Source organism: Klebsiella sp. Shm-1, from assembly GCF_040804525.1.
Lineage (GTDB): Bacteria > Pseudomonadota > Gammaproteobacteria > Enterobacterales > Enterobacteriaceae > Klebsiella > Klebsiella pneumoniae.
This window is the reverse complement of record NZ_CP161823.1, coordinates 1402673-1421509: the sequence shown is the minus strand read 5'-3', so window position 1 is coordinate 1421509 and position 18837 is coordinate 1402673. Positions and strand designations below refer to the sequence as shown.

The 18837-nt window shown below is 55.7% G+C and carries 19 protein-coding genes and 1 tRNA gene; 11 read left to right on the top strand and 9 right to left on the bottom strand.

The window, feature by feature from the left end:
* Positions 1-10: 10 nt before the first annotated feature.
* The 4 genes from sixA to AB1E37_RS06965 all read right to left on the bottom strand — a co-directional run bounded on the left by sixA (position 11) and on the right by AB1E37_RS06965 (position 4604).
* A complete protein-coding gene (gene sixA / locus AB1E37_RS06980; protein WP_002913355.1) occupies positions 11-496 on the bottom strand; it encodes a phosphohistidine phosphatase SixA in 486 nt (161 codons plus the stop codon).
* 209 nt (positions 497-705) lie between these two features.
* The gene (gene fadJ, locus AB1E37_RS06975) at positions 706-2850 is read right to left on the bottom strand and encodes a fatty acid oxidation complex subunit alpha FadJ (protein ID WP_367777046.1); all 2145 of its coding nucleotides are present in this window, start codon (positions 2848-2850) and stop codon (positions 706-708) included.
* Positions 2850-4160, bottom strand: coding sequence for an acetyl-CoA C-acyltransferase FadI (gene fadI / locus AB1E37_RS06970; protein WP_021313703.1), 1311 nt, complete (start codon positions 4158-4160; stop codon positions 2850-2852). The genes fadJ and fadI overlap by 1 nt, the downstream gene beginning before the upstream one ends.
* A 159-nt stretch (positions 4161-4319) precedes the next feature.
* Positions 4320-4604 (bottom strand): YfcZ/YiiS family protein, encoded by a 285-nt coding sequence (locus AB1E37_RS06965; protein ID WP_004185011.1) that lies wholly within the window; start codon positions 4602-4604, stop codon positions 4320-4322.
* A 373-nt stretch (positions 4605-4977) separates the two neighbouring features.
* Here AB1E37_RS06965 and fadL point away from each other — a divergent pair, with 373 nt between their 5' ends.
* Positions 4978-6300 (top strand): long-chain fatty acid transporter FadL, encoded by a 1323-nt coding sequence (fadL, locus tag AB1E37_RS06960; protein WP_002913360.1) that lies wholly within the window; start codon positions 4978-4980, stop codon positions 6298-6300.
* A gap of 61 nt (positions 6301-6361) precedes the next feature.
* Here fadL and mlaA read toward each other — a convergent pair whose 3' ends face one another.
* Positions 6362-7123, bottom strand: coding sequence for a phospholipid-binding lipoprotein MlaA (gene mlaA, locus AB1E37_RS06955; RefSeq protein WP_002913362.1), 762 nt, complete (start codon positions 7121-7123; stop codon positions 6362-6364).
* 289 nt (positions 7124-7412) lie between these two features.
* Here mlaA and AB1E37_RS06950 point away from each other — a divergent pair, with 289 nt between their 5' ends.
* From AB1E37_RS06950 to AB1E37_RS06935, 4 genes are all read left to right on the top strand, one after another.
* A complete protein-coding gene (locus AB1E37_RS06950; RefSeq protein ID WP_004899603.1) occupies positions 7413-8342 on the top strand; it encodes a formate/nitrite transporter family protein in 930 nt (309 codons plus the stop codon).
* 89 nt (positions 8343-8431) lie between these two features.
* Positions 8432-8506, top strand: a tRNA-Arg gene (locus AB1E37_RS06945).
* A gap of 248 nt (positions 8507-8754) precedes the next feature.
* On the top strand, positions 8755-9237 hold the full coding sequence (locus AB1E37_RS06940; RefSeq protein WP_002913367.1) for a WbuC family cupin fold metalloprotein: 483 nt from the start codon (positions 8755-8757) through the stop codon (positions 9235-9237).
* Positions 9238-9605: 368 nt separating this feature from the next.
* The gene (locus AB1E37_RS06935; protein ID WP_029884305.1) at positions 9606-10487 is read left to right on the top strand and encodes a hypothetical protein; all 882 of its coding nucleotides are present in this window, start codon (positions 9606-9608) and stop codon (positions 10485-10487) included.
* Positions 10488-10496: 9 nt separating this feature from the next.
* On the opposite strand, the gene cynR is transcribed toward AB1E37_RS06935, so the two are convergent.
* Positions 10497-11405 (bottom strand): transcriptional regulator CynR, encoded by a 909-nt coding sequence (cynR, locus tag AB1E37_RS06930; RefSeq protein ID WP_002913369.1) that lies wholly within the window; start codon positions 11403-11405, stop codon positions 10497-10499.
* 132 nt (positions 11406-11537) lie between these two features.
* Here cynR and AB1E37_RS06925 point away from each other — a divergent pair, with 132 nt between their 5' ends.
* The 3 genes from AB1E37_RS06925 (at position 11538) to ypdK (ending at position 13599) form a co-directional block, all read left to right on the top strand.
* Positions 11538-11996, top strand: a complete 459-nt coding sequence (locus AB1E37_RS06925) for a nucleoside deaminase (RefSeq protein ID WP_004899702.1) — start codon at positions 11538-11540, stop codon at positions 11994-11996.
* Entirely contained in the window at positions 11993-13189 is a 1197-nt protein-coding gene (locus AB1E37_RS06920) for a cyanate transporter (RefSeq protein WP_004174937.1), read from the top strand. The genes AB1E37_RS06925 and AB1E37_RS06920 overlap by 4 nt, the downstream gene beginning before the upstream one ends.
* A gap of 338 nt (positions 13190-13527) precedes the next feature.
* The gene (gene ypdK, locus AB1E37_RS06915; RefSeq protein ID WP_099119320.1) at positions 13528-13599 is read left to right on the top strand and encodes a membrane protein YpdK; all 72 of its coding nucleotides are present in this window, start codon (positions 13528-13530) and stop codon (positions 13597-13599) included.
* Between the two features lie 70 nt (positions 13600-13669).
* On the opposite strand, the gene alaC is transcribed toward ypdK, so the two are convergent.
* The gene (gene alaC, locus AB1E37_RS06910) at positions 13670-14884 is read right to left on the bottom strand and encodes an alanine transaminase (protein WP_002913372.1); all 1215 of its coding nucleotides are present in this window, start codon (positions 14882-14884) and stop codon (positions 13670-13672) included.
* An 88-nt stretch (positions 14885-14972) separates the two neighbouring features.
* Between alaC and AB1E37_RS06905 the strand changes: the two genes are divergently transcribed.
* Positions 14973-15158, top strand: a complete 186-nt coding sequence (locus AB1E37_RS06905) for a hypothetical protein (RefSeq protein WP_004145585.1) — start codon at positions 14973-14975, stop codon at positions 15156-15158.
* On the opposite strand, the gene AB1E37_RS06900 is transcribed toward AB1E37_RS06905, so the two are convergent.
* A complete protein-coding gene (locus AB1E37_RS06900) occupies positions 15155-15268 on the bottom strand; it encodes a hypothetical protein (protein ID WP_004153200.1) in 114 nt (37 codons plus the stop codon). The two genes, AB1E37_RS06905 and AB1E37_RS06900, sit on opposite strands and share 4 nt — an antisense overlap.
* On the opposite strand from AB1E37_RS06900, the gene AB1E37_RS06895 reads away from it, so the two are divergent.
* Together AB1E37_RS06895 and AB1E37_RS06890 are read left to right on the top strand one after the other, a co-directional pair.
* Positions 15267-16964, top strand: coding sequence for a sensor histidine kinase (locus AB1E37_RS06895; RefSeq protein WP_032447821.1), 1698 nt, complete (start codon positions 15267-15269; stop codon positions 16962-16964). The two genes, AB1E37_RS06900 and AB1E37_RS06895, sit on opposite strands and share 2 nt — an antisense overlap.
* 11 nt (positions 16965-16975) lie before the next feature.
* Positions 16976-17713, top strand: coding sequence for a LytTR family DNA-binding domain-containing protein (locus AB1E37_RS06890; protein ID WP_002913374.1), 738 nt, complete (start codon positions 16976-16978; stop codon positions 17711-17713).
* Positions 17714-17766: 53 nt separating this feature from the next.
* Here AB1E37_RS06890 and glk read toward each other — a convergent pair whose 3' ends face one another.
* Entirely contained in the window at positions 17767-18732 is a 966-nt protein-coding gene (gene glk, locus AB1E37_RS06885; RefSeq protein ID WP_032447823.1) for a glucokinase, read from the bottom strand.
* Positions 18733-18837: the final 105 nt, after the last annotated feature.

Sequence of the window (18837 nt, the reverse complement as noted above, 5' to 3'; positions counted from 1 at the left end):
CGGGGGGCCGTCAGATGGCGTTGGCCATCTTGAGGTTGCAGGGGCTTTTCTGCCAGAGGAACTCACCTTTGCCGTCGGCATCCAGCGTCACGCAGGCGATAGCCGAGGTGGTGAACATCGGGGGCGTTTCCCCCGGACACAGCTCTGAGACCAGATACCCCACCAGCGGCAGGTGGGAGACAACCAGCGCCGTCGCCACGCCTTCATTCGCCAGCGCCTGCAGATAGGCGCTCACCATTCCCACATCACCGCACGGCGTGAGCTCCGGCATCACGTCGACATGTTTCGGCAGGTTCATGCACTCCCCAACAATATCCAGCGTCTGTTCCGCACGCAGATAGGGACTGACAAGAACGCGCTCAATATCCACTTTTTGACCTTTCAGCCAGGTTGCCATCTGACGAGACTCATCACAACCGCATACGGTTAATGGACGAACCGAGTCACTGGCTGCATCGAGGGCAGCGTCGCCGTGACGCATAATAAAAACTTGCATATTGCACCGCTTTTGTTAACCAGAAGCACCGTAGTTTGGCCTGCGAAGACAATACGCAGGTGACCCGGTGGCCGGGCATTGTGCCTGATCCATTCCACGAATGAAACGCTGTTTTTTACCTCAATGGCGTAAGTATAGTCAATCATTGTTTACAAAACAGCCAATCAACAGCGTCGTCCGCAGCCGGATTTACCTTCTTTGACCACAACTTAGGTCAGCCGTTCATCCGCTGGCCAAAAGGTGGTCCCCTGTTCGGCCATGCGTAATAAAGTGTCACAGGGTGTAAAACGTGGGCCGAACTGGGCGGCCAGGCGCTGCAGGATCGCGGCAACTTCACCCGCGCCGATAGTATCCATATACCGGAACGGGCCGCCAAGAAATGGCGGAAACCCTATACCAAAGACGGCGCCGATATCGCCATCGCGCGCGCTCCGGATAATCTGCTCATCAAAGCAGCGCGCCGCTTCGTTAAGCATCATCATCACACAGCGCTCCGCCACCTGCTGCGCGGAAAGCCGCGACTGCGGGCGGCCGATGCCGAGCAGCGGATAGACTGCCGGGTCGGGCCGTTTTTTGCTTTTACGCCCTTTTGTCTCATAAAGATAGAAACCACGATTATTTTTTCTGCCTTTGCGATCGTCCTTCAAAATCGCGTCAATGATGTTTGCAGGCGGGCTAAAACGTTCTCCAAACGCGCCCTCCAGCACGGGGATAATTTTGGTGCCGGTATCGATACCCACCTCATCCAGCAGTTGAATTGGCCCCACCGGGAAACCGAATTTAACCAACGCGTTATCAATGACTTCAATCGGTTCGCCTTCCACCAGCAGGCGCATCGCTTCATTGATATACGGCGCGAGGATACGGTTCACATAGAACCCCGCTTTATCTGCGACAACAATCGGCGTTTTCCCCTGCCGTTTAGCCAGCTGCACCACGGTGGCGATAGTCTGCGGGTCGGTTCCCTTGTGCGGGATCACCTCAACCAGCGGCATTTTTTCCACCGGACTGAAAAAATGCAGGCCGATTACCTGCCCCGGGCGGCTGGCGTGAGCGGCAATATCGCCGATTGGCAACGATGAGGTATTCGACGCAAAGATGGTCTGCGGCCCGACGTATTGTTCCACTTCGCTGACCATCCGCTGTTTGAGAGCCAGGTCTTCAAATACCGCCTCGATCACCACATCGCGATGAGCAAAGCCCTGATAGTCGGTAGTGCCGGAGATCAGCGCCATCTGACGATCGCGCTCCACTGGGCGCAGTCGACGCTGACGAACCTGTTTATTCAGCAGATCCCAGCTGTACTTTAAGGCGTGGTTGATGCCACGCGGCTGGATATCTTTAATCCGCACCGGCAGCCCACCCTTACAGGCGGTCACATAGGCGATCCCCCCGCCCATCAAGCCACCGCCCAGTACTGCAACGCTTCTCAGCGGGCCGAGGCCCGCCTCGGCGCCAGGGTCTTTTTTCAGATCGGTACTGGCAAAGAAGATCGATCGCAGCGCCTGCGACTGCGGGCTCATTGCCAGTTCGCCAAATGCGCGCGCCTCTTCAGCGTATCCGCTGCTGCAGCCATGGGCCAGACCATTCTCGACGACCTGCAAGATTCGCTTCACCGCCGGGTAATTTCCCTGCGTTTTGCGCTGCGTTTGTTTACCGACAAACTGGAATAACAGATGGCGCCCCAGGGGCCCTGCCAGTACGCGTTCACGAACAGGCACCTCCCGGCTGGTCGGTCGCCCCTTCAGCGCCAACTCCACCGCCGCCTGCAGTAAAATCGCCTGCGGCACCACCTCGTCCACCAGACCGGCCTTCAGCGCCTGCCGCGGCCGCAGCTGCTTGCCGGTGAGCATCATATCCAGCGCGGTGCTGACCCCGATCAGCCGCGGTAAACGCTGCGTCCCGCCGGAACCCGGCAGCAGGCCAAGCTGTACCTCCGGCAAGCCGAGTCGGGTTTTTTCGTCATCGCTACAGATACGGCCATGACAGGCCAGCGCCAGCTCCAGACCGCCGCCAAGGCAGGCGCCGTGGATAGCGGCAATCACCGGGATCGACAGGCCATGGATCTCAGCCATAATCTGCTGTCCCTGGCGCGCCAGCGCTTCCGCCTCCTGCGCGCTGCGGCAGCGGGCAATAATGTTGATATCAGCGCCGGCGATAAAGTTATCCGCTTTGGCGGAGATAAATACTACGCCGCGCACTGACTTATCGTCACGTAACTGGCGTATCAATCCCCGTACCTGACTGCCAAATTCGGCTTTCAGGGTATTCATTTTTTCACCCGGGGCATCAATGGTGATCACCGCGATTTTGTCCGCACGGACCTCAAGCTTAAAAGCGGAAACAGTATCCATTATTCAGCCTCCACGATCATCGCCGCACCCAGACCACCTGCCGCGCAGGCCGTCACCAAACCAAATCCCCCGCCCCGTCGCCGCAGCTCATGCAGCGTCTGGGTGATCATCCGCGCGCCGGTGGCGGCGAAGGGGTGACCGTAGGCGATAGAGCCGCCGAGGACGTTAAACTTGCTTTCATCTACCTCACCGGTGGCCTGCGAGCGGCCCAGCACCTCGCGGGCAAAGCGGTCGCTTGCCAGACACTGGAGATTGGCCAGCGTCTGCGCGGCGAAAGCTTCGTGCATATCGATAAGCGTGAGATCCGCCAGCGTCAGGCCAGCGCGCTCCAGCGCCAGCGGCGTGGACCACGCGGGCCCCAGCAGCATATCCTGCCAGACGTCGATGGCGGTAAAGGCGTAGCTGCGCAGATAGCCCAGCGGCCTCAGCCCCAGCTCTTTAGCCCGCGACTCGGTCATCAGGATCACCGCTGCCGCGCCGTCCGTCAGCGGCGTACTGTTGGCGGCGGTGACGGTGCCATGTTTGCGGTCAAAGGCCGGGCGTAACTTCTGATAATCTGCGAGCGTTGAATTTTTACGAATATTGTTGTCCTGCTCGAGCGGTTCGCGGAAAGGGGGAGCATAGGCGGTCATCACCTCTGCGGACAGTTTACCCTCTTCCCAGGCTTTCGCTGCCAGCTGGTGCGAACGATGCGCCAGGGCATCCTGTTCCTCGCGGGAGATCCCCCAGCTTTTCGCCATCTGCTCGGCGGTATCGCCCATCCGCAATCCGGTTGAATATTCAGCCACCGCCGGGGGGACCGGCAGCAGGTCGCGTGGCCGCAGACGGGAAAACAGCTTCAGCTTTTGGCTCAGCGTGCGTGCCTTATTGGCATCCACTAGCGTGCGGGCCAGCGTTTTACTGACCCCAATGGGCAGGACAGAGGAGGAGTCGGCGCCGCCGGCAATACCGGCGCGGATGGTGCCGGCCATCAGGCTTTCAGCGACGTTCGCCACGGCCTGGAAACTGGTGGCGCAGGCGCGGCTGACGCTATAGGCGTCGGTATGTACGCTCATGCCGGTACCCAGCACAATTTCCCGGGCGATGTTCGGCGCTTCCGGCATCTGCACCACCTGGCCAAAGACCAGTTGCTCGATGACTTCGGCAGGAATGTCGCTGCGCGCCAGCATCTCGCCAACCACCATTTTTCCTAAATCAATGGCTGGAACGCCATGAAAAGCCGTAGCCTGACGAGCAAATGGCGTGCGTAACCCCGTGACAATGGCAATGCGATCGCCCTGACGGGTGATAAGCGGTAATGCCTGACTCATAACACTCCCCTGTTAACCAAGACAACCAAGTGGTCTGACCTGATAACATTCTTAACTAATTTTTTACATTAAGCCAATCGGAGAAGCGCAAAATTGCGAGCCAAAACACAGTGAAAAGGAAAGGAAACGCCCCTTATCAGGGGCGTCGAGGGGGAAGGATTAACGTAAGCCCAGCTGGAAGATCAGGGATTCTGCTTCGCAACTGAAAACAAAATCGATATCCAGCTGCACACCGCCGTCAACGTCAGTGAAGGTTGGGTTAATTTGGCACGGCTCAGATTCGACATTGCGGGCTTTTTCGCTTAACGCGGCGAGCGTTTGCTCGGCTTCAGCGCGGTTGGCGAATACGTGGCTGTAGGAGGCGGTGCAGTCGGTGTTGTCAACAATCGTGCCAACATCCATACAGCAGCAAACCGGGGTTTCATCAGCGCTACATTTACTCATCGTAGATTTCCTCTGGAGATGCACCTTCGGTGCCAGAAAAATGATGTGCCTATTTTACGCCCTGTCCCCGGTGAGCCTCCAGCCGAGAATCGCTCTGCCGGCGTTAAGTGACAGAAATCACACTTAAAAATGATCTAAAACAAAAATCCCCTTCTGTCCCCCTTGCTCTCTCCGAGATTTTTGCCAGCTGGATCGCGTTTCTGTTATCACAATTGAAAAACTTCATAAACATACTTGCAACAAATCATCTGGTCAGACCTATACTCAGCGCACTGGTCTGATTTCTTGGTTGTACCGCAGACCCTACACTCCCGCGCTTCTGTTACGGCATGTAACATAGTTTAAAAAAAAATAACTCAATGAGGTTATGGGCATGAGCCAGAAAACCCGCTTTACCCAATCTGCCCTTGCAGTGGCTGTCGCACTTGTTTCCACCCAGGCCTGGTCAGCAGGCTTCCAGCTCAACGAATTCTCTGCATCGGGGCTGGGTCGTGCCTATTCCGGTGAAGGGGCGATCGCTGACGATGCTGGTAATGCCAGTCGTAACCCGGCATTAATTATGATGTTTGACCGCCCGACCATGTCGGCGGGCGCCGTGTTTGTCGACCCGGGCGTTAATGTTTCGGGCACCTCTCCCACCGGCAAGAGCCTGAAAGCAGACAATATCGCCCCGACGGCGTGGGTGCCCAACTTCCACTTTGTCGCGCCGATTAACGACCAATTTGGTTGGGGGGCGTCTATCACCTCTAACTATGGTCTGGCAACAGAGTATAACGATGATTATGCGGCCGGCAGCATGGGCGGTAAAACTGACCTGACCACCGCGAACTTCAACCTGAGCGGCGCCTACCGCCTCGACAGCAACTGGAGCTTCGGCTTAGGCTTTGACGCGGTCTACGCCAAGGCGAAGATCGAGCGCTATGCAGGCGATCTGGGGCAGATTGTCGCAGGCTCTGGCGCGCTGCCGCCGGCGCTGGCGGGCCAGGTAGCGAAGATCCCGGCCGACACGCAGATCGCCCATCTTAATGGCAACGCGTGGGGCTTCGGCTGGAACGCCGGGATCCTCTATGAGCTGGATAAGAATAACCGCTACGGTTTAACCTACCGTTCTGAGGTCAAGATCGACTTCGACGGTAACTACCGCAGCAGCCTGCCGGCGGCCTATAACCAGATCCTCGGCAACTTCGGCCTGCCGGCGGGCACCAGCGGCCAGACGACAAATGGTTCGCTAACCCTTAACCTGCCGGAAATGTGGGAGCTGTCCGGCTATAACCGCGTGGCGCCGCAGTGGGCGGTCCACTATAGCCTGACCTACACCAGCTGGAGTCAGTTCCAGGAGCTGAAAGCCACCGGCAGCAACGGCCAGACGCTGTTCTATAAAGAGGAAGGCTTCAAGGACGCCTATCGTCTTGCGCTGGGGACCACCTATTATTATGACGATAACTGGACCTTCCGTACCGGTATCGCCTTCGATGACAGCCCGGTGCCGGCTAATAACCGCTCTATCTCTATTCCGGACCAGGATCGCCTGTGGCTGAGCGCGGGTACCACCTACGCGTTCAATAAAGATGCCTCGGTTGACGTCGGCGTTTCATACATGCACGGGCAGCATGTTGAAATTAAGGAAGGCCCGTATACCTTCCGTTCCGAAGGAACCGCCTGGCTGTACGGCGCTAACTTCAACTACCGCTTCTGATAAGCAGCGCGCCACAAAAAAGGGTGAACATTATGTTCACCCTTTTTTTATCATTCGCCGATCACTGTGAATCGATATCCTTCAGCTCATCCTGAATAGCCTGAGCATTCGGGTTGTCCGCCGGGGTCAGCTTACCGCCGTTGGCGATAAAGTCATGACGCTGGAAGTAGGCTTCACGCATCAGAATGTAAGGGTCGGAAGACTGGCGCAGCAGGCCGTCGGAATCCAGCAGCTGAGCACGTGTCTCAATCCCTTCCACCGCCCATTTACCGATCGACATCGGCCAGGTCAGCCAGGAGAGCACCGGATACAAGCCATCGGCCATATCGCCGCCTTCGTCGCGCAAGGTAAAGCTTCCATAGAACGGCAACTGAACATACGGGCCATAGCCAACGCCATAATGCCCAAGCGTACTGCCGAAACGATGTGGCTCAACCCGCTGTAGCTGCGGATTCGCCATCCCGGCCACATCGATAAGCCCACCCATACCGAGAATGGTGTTCAGGAAGAAGCGGGTAAAATGCACCATACCTTTATAGGGGTCGCCCTGCAGGAAGTAGTTCACCATCACTGCCGGCTCTTCCAGGTTACTGGTAAAATTGCTTAACCCGTTGCGCGCCGGCTGTGGGACGTAGTCGCGCCATGCCACCGCGACGGGGCGAAGCACGTAAGGATCAACCACGTTAAAGTTGAAGTTAAACATCGTGCGGTTAAACCCTTCTAACGGGTCTGAGCGCCCCTGCGGCCGATCGCCAGAGCTGGAACTGGCACATCCCACCAGCAATGTGGCGCCAAGCGCAAGCGCCGACAGGCGATAATTCATAGATGTCTCCCTGGTTTTTATGGCTATCGCGAGTTGCCATCCATGACGGAAAGACAACGCTTCCGCCCGTAAAGATGTGAGCGATTGTAACAGCACGTTGAACGATGTCTATATCACCCAAGTTGTTGATTTGATCTTAGCCTGGGAATAACGAAATCGCGGGGCTCCTATTCTACCGGAGCGACAAAAATCTGACGTTACCATTTTTGCGATTTCAGAGTATGCCCAGCCAGACGGCAGGGAAAGCCGCTACGCTATAACTATACAGATTGATAGCGAGGGCCACGAAATGGATGAACTAGACAATAACAAATTAAAGGCAGAGGATGACGAAAGAGAAGTGGAAAGTGAGGAAAATCAGCGTGGTGAAGAGATCGAAGTAAATGAAGATCGCCTTCCCTCGCGGGCGATGGCGATCCATGAACATATTCGCCAGGAAGGGGAAAAAGAGATGGAGCGCGATGCGCTGGCCCTGCTATGGTCAGCGATTGCGGCCGGCCTGTCGATGGGGGCCTCCTTGCTGGCGAAGGGAATTTTTCACGTCAAACTGGAGGGGATCCCGGGCGGTTTTTTGCTGGAAAACCTCGGCTACACCTTCGGCTTTATTATCGTAATTATGGCCCGCCAGCAGCTGTTCACTGAAAATACGGTCACCGCCGTTCTGCCGGTGATGCATAATCCCACCCTCGGTAACGTCGGTTTGCTGATGCGGCTATGGTCGGTGGTGCTGGCGGGCAATCTCATCGGTACCGCGGTGGCCGCATGGGCCTTCAATTATATGCCTATTTTTGATGAGCCAACCCGTCAGGCCTTTGTCAGCATCGCCGAAGACGTAATGAAGAACAGTCCGACAGAGATGTTCGCTAATGCGATTATTTCCGGCTGGCTGGTCGCCACCATGGTCTGGATGTTTCCTGTCGCCGGCGCCGCCAAAATCGTGGTGATTATTCTCATGACCTGGCTTATCGCCCTGGCGGATACCACCCATATTGTAGTGGGCTCGGTCGAGATCCTTTATCTGGTGTTTAATGGAAATCTGCCCTGGAGCGACTTTATCTGGCCGTTCGCCCTGCCGACCCTGGCGGGAAATATCTGTGGCGGGACCTTCATCTTCGCACTGCTGAGCCATGCGCAGATCCGTAACGATATGAGCAGCAAGCGAAAAGCGGAAGCCCGCGCCCAGGCGGCGGAGAAAGGGAAAAAGGCCGACCGGACATAAAAAAAGCGCCCTGAGTGGCGAGGGTTTAAGCAGTCAGACGGTATGGCTCTTACTCAGGCGGGCAAAAAACGCTATACTCATGCCGCCTTGTCCCCTTAGTTAAATGGATATAACGAGCCCCTCCTAAGGGCTAGTTGCAGGTTCGATTCCTGCAGGGGACACCATATAAAAGTTGCCCGCCATTCACCACGATGACCTAAACGCCAGCCAGAACGTATTCTTCTCGTAATCATAATTAGCCAACGATTTCAGTATGGTTAGTCCTGCCAGAAAGGAACGTGTCTTTGTCAATCACGCACACAATAAACCGACAGCAACGCGCATTTCTGCGTACAATACCTTCTGACTTTTTCAGTCACTAGCCGCGACCTTTTACAACCTTCTCTGGACGATACAGGAGCCAGGCGTTGATATGAAACAGATCACCCTCAGCGATATGCAGCAGCAGAGCGAAGCGGCAGCCAGTGCTCCGCGCCTGCGTGCCCATCGCAATTTTCATCCTGAACTAAGCGACCCGATACAGCGTCTGGCCATCGCCATGGAACCCGGCACCTATATCCGCCCCCACCGGCACAGACATACCTTCGAACTTTTACTGCCGCTGAAAGGCCGATTTGTGGTACTGAATTTTGATGACCACGGCGTGGTTACCCGCCGGGTGGTGCTGGGTGAAACCTGCACGGCGCTGGAAATGGAAGCCGGTACCTGGCATACGGTGCTCTCACTCGACGCTGGCGGGATGGTTTTTGAAGTTAAGCAAGGTGCTTATCAACCGCTTGCCGAAATGGACACTATGGCCTGGGCGCCTGCTGAAGGCCAGCCAGGCACTGCCGAAATGATGGCCTGGTATGCCATCGCGCAACCGGGTGACCGCTTCCTGTCTATGCCGCAATAACTACAGGTAGCTTCGACAGGCGCCGCAGGCGTCTGTTTGATACTTCCTGCCGACCACAAAGTTTGCCAAATTAACCGTCCCTTTTTTCGTGCTCCGCTCATACTCACCTTAAATATTGCTGCTAAACAGGAAGAAGCGCTTATATTCAGCAAACTATTTTTCTCTACGAATAAGAGATGATAAGATAACGGGAAAGAGTAAATATGCGGCAGCAAAACAATAAAAACAGCCAATTTATCGATATATTATTCTCAATGTGAATGGATTTTGTTAATCAGATAAAGGAAGTCAGCAGAAAAAAATAAATCATTGTCATTGATGCTTTTGCTCACCATGGCGATTTATTTTTTCATCGACATACAATTCTTATGAATATTACAGAACGGAATATCTGGAAGCTAAATAATTTACCGCCAATGGAGTATTGCTCTCTGGCGCGGGCGCAAAAATTATTAAACTGCGAACTGGAAGACATTCTTCACTGGCATGATATAGGCGCAATCAATCTATGTCTTAAGCTTAACCCAACGCCGGGAATATTAAAAATCGCCGTCCTCTCCCATCAGGAAAAAGAAGTAACCAGCGCGTTTAATCCATTTACCTCAGTCGAGGCAGGAGAAACAGTCTGGTCGCATCACTCCCATATCCGCAGTATTCTGCGGCTTGAAGGCGATATTCCGACGATGGAAACCCTGCGCGGAAATACGGTAACCCAGTTCAACGTAAAGGTATTTGCTTCAGGGCTCTGGCATCCACACTGTCGGAACCTAATGGCGCTGCTGGAGGCGCCAGATGATATTCTTTTCGAAAACCGCCTCAGCATGATGCTGCCGGATAAACCATTTGTTTATTGTCATTTCATTCCAGAGGAAGACGAACGCCCCTCGATATCATTGAACCGCATCTATATCACCAGCCAGGCCATTGAGAAAATATACGCCCACAGTATTAGCGCCCGGCCTATGGACGTGACGAAAAATCCGCTACTGGATCAAACCCGTTACATCCAGCAGGAATTAACCGTCCTGCCGCAAAGTGAGGTATTGCTGGAATTTATCCATTATCTTGTTCAGTCCCATACTGTATTTAATGAGAAGTTGCAGAGTATGGCTGAGCCAGACAAGACTCAGCTCTTTCATCACGTGCTGGAAAGGCTTAAGGAAGAAGGCATGCTTATAGAGAATGCCCAGCCCGATGAAGGCGATATCGGCAGCGAAGCCAGCCGTGAGTCGCAGTTCGCCGGCGAGTAACGTAGTCCTTCAGGCAAGGGACTGGCGGTTTTCCTGCTCAATCGTTATCGCGTTCTCTCGGGCCAGGGTGATGAATTCGCGCGCTGCGGCGCTCTGCCAGGCGCCCTGCCGCTGCAATAAACAGGCCGTGCGCTGCAGCAGCGCAGGTCTTAGCTCAATCGCCACCACATCATCAAACTGCCCGGCGATCGCCGCCGGCAGCAGCGTTGCTAACGTTGTGCTTCGAATAACCGACAGAACGGCCCCGATGGAGTTGGCCTCCATCCGCACGTCTGGTTCGAGCCGATGAAGGCGGCAATAACGATCAATCTGCTCGCGGGTAGCAAACTCGCTGCTCAGTAAAATTAGCGGCTGGGCGTCGAGAGCCTGCAGTTGCAAGTCGCGCTCTCCTGCCAGCGGATGCGCACGGCTCACCACCAGCGCAAGCGTTTCCGTCAGCAGCGGCTGAACCACAATTTCCTGTGACCGGCAATCGTCAAAGGCAATCCCCACATCCAGTTCATCCTCCAGCAGCATCGCCTCCATCCGCTCCTGGTTCATCTCCTGGATAAGCACTTTTACTCCAGGGTAGCGTCGGTAGTACGCCTCCATCAGCGGGCCCAGCATATAGGTAGTGAAAGTTGGCGTCATAGCAATGCGGAGTTTACCGTGCTGGAGATCTTCTGCGTCATGCAAGGCGCGCCGACCTTCCTCAAGCTCGCGTAACGCGCGACGGGCATACTCCAGCCAGATCTCTCCAGCATCGGTCAGGCGAATACGTCGGCCAGAGCGGTCGAAAAGCTGAACCTCCAGCATCGCTTCCAGCTGGCGTATCTGCTGTGACAGCGCAGGCTGGGAGACATGCAGCGCCGCGGCGGCGCGGGAAAAGCCACAATGTTCAGCCACAGCGATAAAGTAGGAAAGTTGGCGCAGAAGCATCGGCCCACCTATAAGAAATTCCAATAGGCATTATCATAAATAAGTCTTTTAACTTATGAAACAAGAGACGTACCCTCTTCGCACGACCCTCAACATATTTCACCTTTAACATCGTTTTATGCAGGAGTGACTATGTCCGCTCACGATCGTTATCTTCAGCGCGCATTAGTGCTGGCAAAACAAAACATTGCTGACGGTGGGCGCCCCTTCGGCGCCGTGCTGGTGCGGAATGATGAGATTGTCGCTGAAAGCGTCAATACCTTTCATCTGAGCGGTGACCCAACGGCGCATGCCGAACTGAACGCCGTTCGCGATCTTGCCACCAGACTGGGAAGCGCGGTGTTGCGCGAATGCGTCATCTATGCCAGCGGACAACCTTGCCCTATGTGCCTGAGCGCGCTCTATTTAACCGGCGTGCGGGAAGTGTTTTTCGCCAATAGCAATCAGGACGGGGAGCCTTTTCAGCTCTCGACCGCCGCGATTTATCAGCAGCTGCAGCAGCCGCTGGCCCAGCAAACGCTGCCGATCCATCATCGCCCGCAGCCGGAGGGAACTGAACTTTATCAGCGCTGGGCGGAACGGCAGTCATGACACCAGCGCTGCGACAGAACCTGACGCTGGCAGTCCTGGTACTGACTGGGATCAATATGCGGCCGCTGCTTACCTCCATTGGTCCTTTGCTGCCGGACATCCGCGCAGCCAGCGGCATGAGCTATACCCTGGCCGCACTCCTGACCGCGCTGCCGGTGATCGCGATGGGGGTGCTGGCGCTGGCCGCTGGCTGGGTCGATCGCTATATCGGTCAAAAGCGCAGTATTGCGCTGAGCCTGCTGATTATCGCGGCAGGCGCCCTGCTGCGGGAAATCGCCCCGAATAGTGGCTTACTGCTCACCAGCGCTCTGGCCGGAGGAATTGGCATCGGCATTATTCAGGCCGCCATCCCGGCGGTAATTAAGCACCTCTTTCCCCGACGGACGCCGCTGGTGATGGGACTATGGTCAGCGGCGCTGATGGGCGGCGGCGGGTTAGGCGCCGCGTTCACCCCATGGCTGGCGTCACATAGCGCGGCCTGGCATGATGCGCTAGCCTGGTGGGCGCTCCCTGCGCTCCTGGCTCTGCTCAGCTGGCTGGCGATTTGTCGGCATTTGCCTCGCGCACCGCATCAGACCAGCGCTTCCCCCCGGGTCGCGATTATTGGCCAGCGCCGCGCCTGGACGCTGGGACTCTATTTCGGACTGATCAATGCCGGTTACGCCAGCCTGATCGCCTGGCTGCCTCCTTACTACATCCAGCTAGGCGACAGCGCCCAGTACAGCGGTTCGCTGCTGGCGCTGCTGACCGTCGGGCAAACCGCCGGCGCGCTGCTGCTCCCGGCGCTGGCTCGCCAGGAGGATCGGCGCCAGCTTCTTCTGCTAGCGCTGGCGCTACAGCTGATTGGCTTCTGCGGCTTTATCTGGCTGCCAGAGCATTTCTCTGCGCTCTGGGCCATTGCCTGCGGCGTGGGATTGGGCGGCGCGTTTCCTCTGTGCCTGGTGCTGGCGCTGGATCACGCCGGACAACCGGCGGTGGCCGGCAGGCTGGTAGCCTTTATGCAGGGGATCGGATTTATCATCGCCGGTCTGTCGCCCTGGCTTTCAGGCCTGCTGCGTAGCCTGAGCGGGAACTACACGCTTGACTGGTCCTGGCATGCGATCTGCGTCCTGCTACTCATGGCGCTGACGCTGCGCTTTATCCCGGCACACTACCCGGCCGAGTGGCGACAGCGCGCCTCAGACCTGCCCTGAACCGACGGCGGCGCGTGGCAAAGATAATGCCGCGCGCTCTCGTTGGCCTTCTCCGCCCGCCCCATCGCTAAAACCCGTTTCCTTCGCGTCGCTGGCGCTAAATTTATTACCCTGTGAAATTAATGTGTCGCCGAATCACGACACTCGTAAGTAACTAAAAATTAATAAAAAAATGCCTCTTGTTTCCCTGATTTTTTAGGCGTACATTAGCGCCATCTGGAGCACTAAACGCACAGAATTACGGGCTGCTGCAGGGTGAAGTTACACTGGCGACAGCCCTTGAAAAACAGAACAATTAATTCATTTGAACGTCGCACAAGCGCGTGGAGTGATGAGTCGTGAAATACTTCTTTATGGGCCTCTCTTTTATGGTCATCGTTTGGGCCGGTACTTTTGCCCTGATGATCTAGACTGCAGCGGTGTCAAAAAAAACGGGAGCCTTCATGCTCCCGTTTTTATTTTGCCGTGCTGCCCGCAGCGCTAGCTCGCGGAGGCCAGCAGACCATCCGCGCGGAACATCGCCTTGATACCGCGGATCGCCTGGCGCGTACGGTCCCGGTTCTCGATCAGGGCGAAGCGGACGTGGGTATCACCATAGTCGCCAAAGCCAATCCCCGGCGAGACGCAAACCTTCGCTTCATTAAGCAGCTTTTTCGCAAACTCCAGCGACCCCATGGCGGCGTAAGGTTCCGGTATTTTCGCCCACACGTACATAGACGCTTTCGGACACTCCACCATCCAGCCGGCCTCATGAAGCCCTTTGACCAGCACATCGCGACGGCGCTTATACTGTTCGGCAATATCGCGCACGCACTGCTGATCGCCCTCCAGCGCAGCTATCGCCGCCACCTGCAGCGGAGTAAAAGTCCCGTAGTCATGATAGCTTTTGATACGAGCGAGGGCATTCACCAAAGTCTTATTACCCACCATAAAGCCAATGCGCCAGCCGGCCATGTTATAGCTTTTCGACAGGGTAAAGAACTCGACGGCGACATCTCGCGCGCCGGGCACCTGCATGATGGAGGGCGCTTTCCAGCCGTCATACACGATATCGGCATAGGCCAGATCGTGGACGACCAGAATGTCATACTGCTTCGCCAGAGCGACAACCTTTTCAAAGAAATCCAGTTCGACGCACTGCGCGGTCGGATTTGAGGGAAAGCCAAGGATCATCATCTTCGGCTTCGGATAGCTCTCGCGGATGGCGCGTTCCAGCTCGTTAAAGAAATCCACCCCTTCCACCAGCGGCACTGAGCGCACCTGCGCCCCGGCGATTACCGCACCATAGATATGAATCGGATAGCTGGGGTTCGGCACCAGTACGGTGTCGCCATGATCCAGCGTCGCCAGCATCAGGTGCGCCAGCCCCTCTTTCGAACCAATGGTGACGATCGCTTCCGATTCCGGATCGATATCGACGTTATAGCGTTCTTCATACCAGCGTGAAATGGCGCGACGCAGGCGCGGGATCCCCCGCGAGGTAGAGTAACCATGGGTGTCAGGCCGTTGAGCAACGGTGCAGAGTTTTTCCACGATATGCGGCGGCGTCGCGCCATCGGGATTACCCATACTGAAATCGATAATATCTTCGCCGCGCCGACGCGCAGCCATTTTCAGTTCAGCAGTAATGTTAAAAACGTACGGAGGGAGACGATCGATACGCGTAAAACGGCGTTCAGGACTGGATTCAGCCATAGGTTCCTCTAATTAACGTTAGCGCCCGGACCGTCCGAGCGACGCTGCCGCTGTTGCGGCTCGTTTAGAAAATAACCTGAAAAAATTCATGTTGTCGAGAGGCCCGTTAAAAAATATTCCCTGGCATATAAAACGGGTATCGACTGCGCTAAATGCGGCAGTTCATTGGCGGAATAATCCCGGGTTGTATAAAGGTGGTAACACACTGATATCTTTCTTAACACAGAATATTATCGTTAATGGCGAAGACCGCCGCTATCGCGATGCTTTTTAATTAATCCCCTTTAAAAAGTGCGACTTTTCCGCTTTATGGTTCCACGGCTGGTCTTCTGCCGTCAGGTTTTTTATCATGTCCCTTTCTGGCCACTGACGCGGCGCACCAATGCACGAAATCTTTACTATGATGCTGGCGGTCTATGATCGTGCGGCCCTGATGCTTATTTGCCTCTTTTTCCTTATTCGCCTGCGCCTGTTCCGCGAACTGTTGCATAAGTCGGCCCATACTCCGAAAGAGCTGCTGGCGGTGACAGCCATTTTCTCGCTGTTCGCGCTATTTAGTACCTGGTCCGGCGTCCCGGTTGAGGGGTCCCTGGTGAACGTCCGCATTATCGCCGTGATGTCCGGTGGGATCCTGTTTGGTCCCTGGGTGGGCGCGATTGTCGGGGCGATTGCCGGCGTGCACCGCTATTTGATTGATATCGACGGCGTGACCGCGGTGCCCTGCTTTATCACCAGCATTGTCGCCGGCCTGCTGTCGGGGTTGATTAATCGTAAAGTGGCCCGCGAACAACGGTGGAAAATCGGCATTCTGGCGGGGATGATGTGTGAAACTCTGACCATGATCCTGGTGGTGGTCTGGGCGCCTTCCCTGAGTCTCGGCGTAGATATTGTTTCGAAAATTGGTATTCCGATGATCCTCGGCAGCGTCTGCATCGGCTTTATCGTGCTGCTGGTGCAGAGCGTTGAAGGGGAAAAGGAGGCCAGCGCGGCGCGGCAGGCGAAACTGGCGCTCGATATCGCCAACAAAACCCTGCCGCTCTTTCGACACGTTAACAGCGATTCTCTGCGCCAGGTTTGCGAGATTATCCGCCGCGACATTACTGCCGACGCGGTGGCGATCACCAATACCGAGCACGTGCTGGCCTACGTGGGCGTCGGTGAAGCCAACTATCAACGCCACGACGATATGATTAGCCCCACCACCCGGCAGGCGATTCGTTATGGGAAAATCATCATAAAAAACAATGACGAAGCCCACCGCACCCCGGAGATCCACTCCTTGATGGTGATCCCGCTGTGGGAAAAAGGGGTGGTGACCGGCACGCTAAAAATCTATTACTGCCACGCCCATCGCATCACTTCGACGCTGCAGGAGATGGCGATTGGCCTGTCGCAAATAATCTCCACCCAGCTGGAAGTCTCCCGCGCCGAACAGCTGCGGGAGATGGCCAACAAAGCGGAGCTGCGCGCCCTGCAAAGCAAAATTAACCCGCATTTTTTATTTAATGCGCTGAACGCGATCTCCTCCTCGATTCGCCTTAATCCAGACACCGCGCGCCAGCTCATTTTTAATCTGTCGCGCTACCTGCGCTATAACATCGAATTAAAAGACGATGAGCAGATTGATATCAAACGAGAGCTGTATCAGATCAAAGATTATATCGCTATTGAACAGGCGCGATTCGGCGACAAGCTGACGGTCATCTACGATATTGACGACGACGTCAGCTGCGTGATCCCGAGCCTGCTTATCCAGCCGCTGGTGGAAAATGCCATCGTTCACGGTATTCAACCCTGTAAAGGCAAAGGCGTGGTGACGATCGGCATTAACGAGTGCGGCAATCGGGTACGCATCAGCGTTCGCGATACGGGCAACGGTATCGATCCCGCCGTGGTCGCCCGCGTGGAAGCCGATGAGATGCCGGGTAACAAAATCGGCCTGCTCAATGTGCATCATCGGGTGAAACTTCTCTACGGCCAGGGTTTGCATATCCGCAATCTGACGCCGGGAACCGAAATTGCCTTTTATGTCCCCAATAACTCTACGCCGCAGGCGCTGACGGAGTCGCTGTTGTCATGAGCGGAGAAAAGATGAAAGTTATCATTGTGGAGGATGAGTTTCTGGCCCAGCAGGAGCTCTCCTGGCTTATTAACACCCATAGCCAGATGGAGATCGTCGGCAGCTTTGACGACGGCCTGGACGTGCTGAAATTTCTCCAGCACAACAAGGTCGACGCCATCTTTCTCGATATCAATATTCCGTCGCTCGACGGGGTTCTGCTGGCGCAAAACATCAGCCAGTTTGCCCATAAACCTTTTATCGTCTTTATCACCGCGTGGAAAGAACATGCGGTGGAAGCCTTTGAGCTGGAAGCCTTTGACTACATCCTGAAACCCTACCAGGAATCGCGCATCATCAATATGCTGCAAAAGCTGACCACCGCCTGGCAGCAGCAAAATAACGCTGCTTCAGGATTAGCCAGCGCGGCGCCACGGGAAAACGACACCATCAATCTGATCAAAGATGAGCGGATCATCGTCACCAGTATTCATGATATTTATTATGCCGAGGCGCATGAAAAGATGACATTCGTCTATACCCGCCGGGAGTCATTCGTCATGCCGATGAACATTACTGAATTCTGCAGCAAACTGCCCACCGCGCATTTCTTCCGCTGCCACCGCTCGTATTGCGTAAATCTCAGCAAAATTCGGGAAATTGAGCCGTGGTTCAACAACACCTATGTGCTGCGCCTGCGTGACCTGGAGTTTCAGGTTCCGGTCAGTCGCAGTAAAGTGAAAGAGTTTCGCCAGCTGATGAATCTGTAGAGAGCGGAAAGCACCGCCATCCGGGCTACGACGGTAGCCCGGGAGAAGAATGCTTAAAGCACCTGGCCCAGCGTCTGACGCAGATGCGCGCCGGAGCCCAGCAGGCCTGGGTTATCATGCACGATCAGGTAAACCGGGATATCCTGAACATAAGCTTTAAAACGGCCTTTGTCTTCAAAACCGCCGCGGAAACCAGAGGCTTTAAAGAACTCCAGGAAGCGCGGCACGATGCCGCCGGCGATATACACCCCGCCAAACGTCCCGAGGGTCAGCGCCAGGTTACCGCCGAAGCGTCCCATAATGACGCAGAACAGCGACAGCGCCCGACGACAGTCGGTGCAGCTGTCCGCCAGCGCTCGCTCGGTCACCTCACGCGGCTGCAGGTTCTCCGGCAGTCGGCCGTCCGATTTGACAATCGCGCGATACAGGTTGACCAGCCCGGGACCTGAGAGCACGCGTTCTGCGGAAACATGCCCCAGCTCGGCGCGTAGCTCTTCCAGAATGATCCCTTCTTCTTCGCTGTTCGGGGCAAAATCAACATGACCGCCTTCGCCCGGCAGGCTGACCCAACGCTTATCAACGTGGACCAGATGCGCCACGCCGAGCCCGGTCCCGGCGCCATAAACGACGATCGGTTTGCCCGCTACCGGCGCACTGCCGCCAAACTGAATAAGGTGCTCAGCTTTCAGCATCGGAATGGCCATTGAAACAGCGGTAAAATCGTTAATTATCTCCAGATGGGCAAAGCCGAGGTTACGCTTCATTTCGGCGATAGAGAAAGCCCAGGTATGGTTGGTCATCGCCACCCAGTCGCCGGTAATCGGGCATGCGATGGCGATACAACCTTCGTTGACCGTTACCTGGTGCTCCTCGAGGTAGACGCGCACCACTGCCTCCAGACTGGGGTAATCGAGCCCGGAATAGGTCTTTGCGCGAGAGATCTCTCCACTCGCCAGATCACATAGCGCCAGGCGGGCGTTGGTCCCCCCGACATCTCCTACTAAAGCAAATTTTGTCATTCCGTTACGGCTCCGCTAAAGTCAAAATAAATCTTTTGGCACACTGTAAATTCATGGCGGCTTAACAACAACGTCCAACGCGCAGACGCCCCTTGTTTAGCGACA

Excerpts from the sequence above, each read along its gene's own strand:
- sixA (WP_002913355.1), bottom strand. The coding sequence starts at position 496 with ATGCAAGTTTTTATTATGCGTCACGGCGACGCTGCCCTCGATGCAGCC.
- fadJ (WP_367777046.1), bottom strand. The coding sequence starts at position 2,850 with ATGGATACTGTTTCCGCTTTTAAGCTTGAGGTCCGTGCGGACAAAATC.
- fadI (WP_021313703.1), bottom strand. The coding sequence starts at position 4,160 with ATGAGTCAGGCATTACCGCTTATCACCCGTCAGGGCGATCGCATTGCC.
- AB1E37_RS06965 (WP_004185011.1), bottom strand. The coding sequence starts at position 4,604 with ATGAGTAAATGTAGCGCTGATGAAACCCCGGTTTGCTGCTGTATGGAT.
- fadL (WP_002913360.1), top strand. The coding sequence starts at position 4,978 with ATGAGCCAGAAAACCCGCTTTACCCAATCTGCCCTTGCAGTGGCTGTC.
- mlaA (WP_002913362.1), bottom strand. The coding sequence starts at position 7,123 with ATGAATTATCGCCTGTCGGCGCTTGCGCTTGGCGCCACATTGCTGGTG.
- AB1E37_RS06950 (WP_004899603.1), top strand. The coding sequence starts at position 7,413 with ATGGATGAACTAGACAATAACAAATTAAAGGCAGAGGATGACGAAAGA.
- AB1E37_RS06940 (WP_002913367.1), top strand. The coding sequence starts at position 8,755 with ATGAAACAGATCACCCTCAGCGATATGCAGCAGCAGAGCGAAGCGGCA.
- AB1E37_RS06935 (WP_029884305.1), top strand. The coding sequence starts at position 9,606 with ATGAATATTACAGAACGGAATATCTGGAAGCTAAATAATTTACCGCCA.
- cynR (WP_002913369.1), bottom strand. The coding sequence starts at position 11,405 with ATGCTTCTGCGCCAACTTTCCTACTTTATCGCTGTGGCTGAACATTGT.
- AB1E37_RS06925 (WP_004899702.1), top strand. The coding sequence starts at position 11,538 with ATGTCCGCTCACGATCGTTATCTTCAGCGCGCATTAGTGCTGGCAAAA.
- AB1E37_RS06920 (WP_004174937.1), top strand. The coding sequence starts at position 11,993 with ATGACACCAGCGCTGCGACAGAACCTGACGCTGGCAGTCCTGGTACTG.
- alaC (WP_002913372.1), bottom strand. The coding sequence starts at position 14,884 with ATGGCTGAATCCAGTCCTGAACGCCGTTTTACGCGTATCGATCGTCTC.
- AB1E37_RS06905 (WP_004145585.1), top strand. The coding sequence starts at position 14,973 with ATGTTGTCGAGAGGCCCGTTAAAAAATATTCCCTGGCATATAAAACGG.
- AB1E37_RS06895 (WP_032447821.1), top strand. The coding sequence starts at position 15,267 with ATGCACGAAATCTTTACTATGATGCTGGCGGTCTATGATCGTGCGGCC.
- AB1E37_RS06890 (WP_002913374.1), top strand. The coding sequence starts at position 16,976 with ATGAAAGTTATCATTGTGGAGGATGAGTTTCTGGCCCAGCAGGAGCTC.
- glk (WP_032447823.1), bottom strand. The coding sequence starts at position 18,732 with ATGACAAAATTTGCTTTAGTAGGAGATGTCGGGGGGACCAACGCCCGC.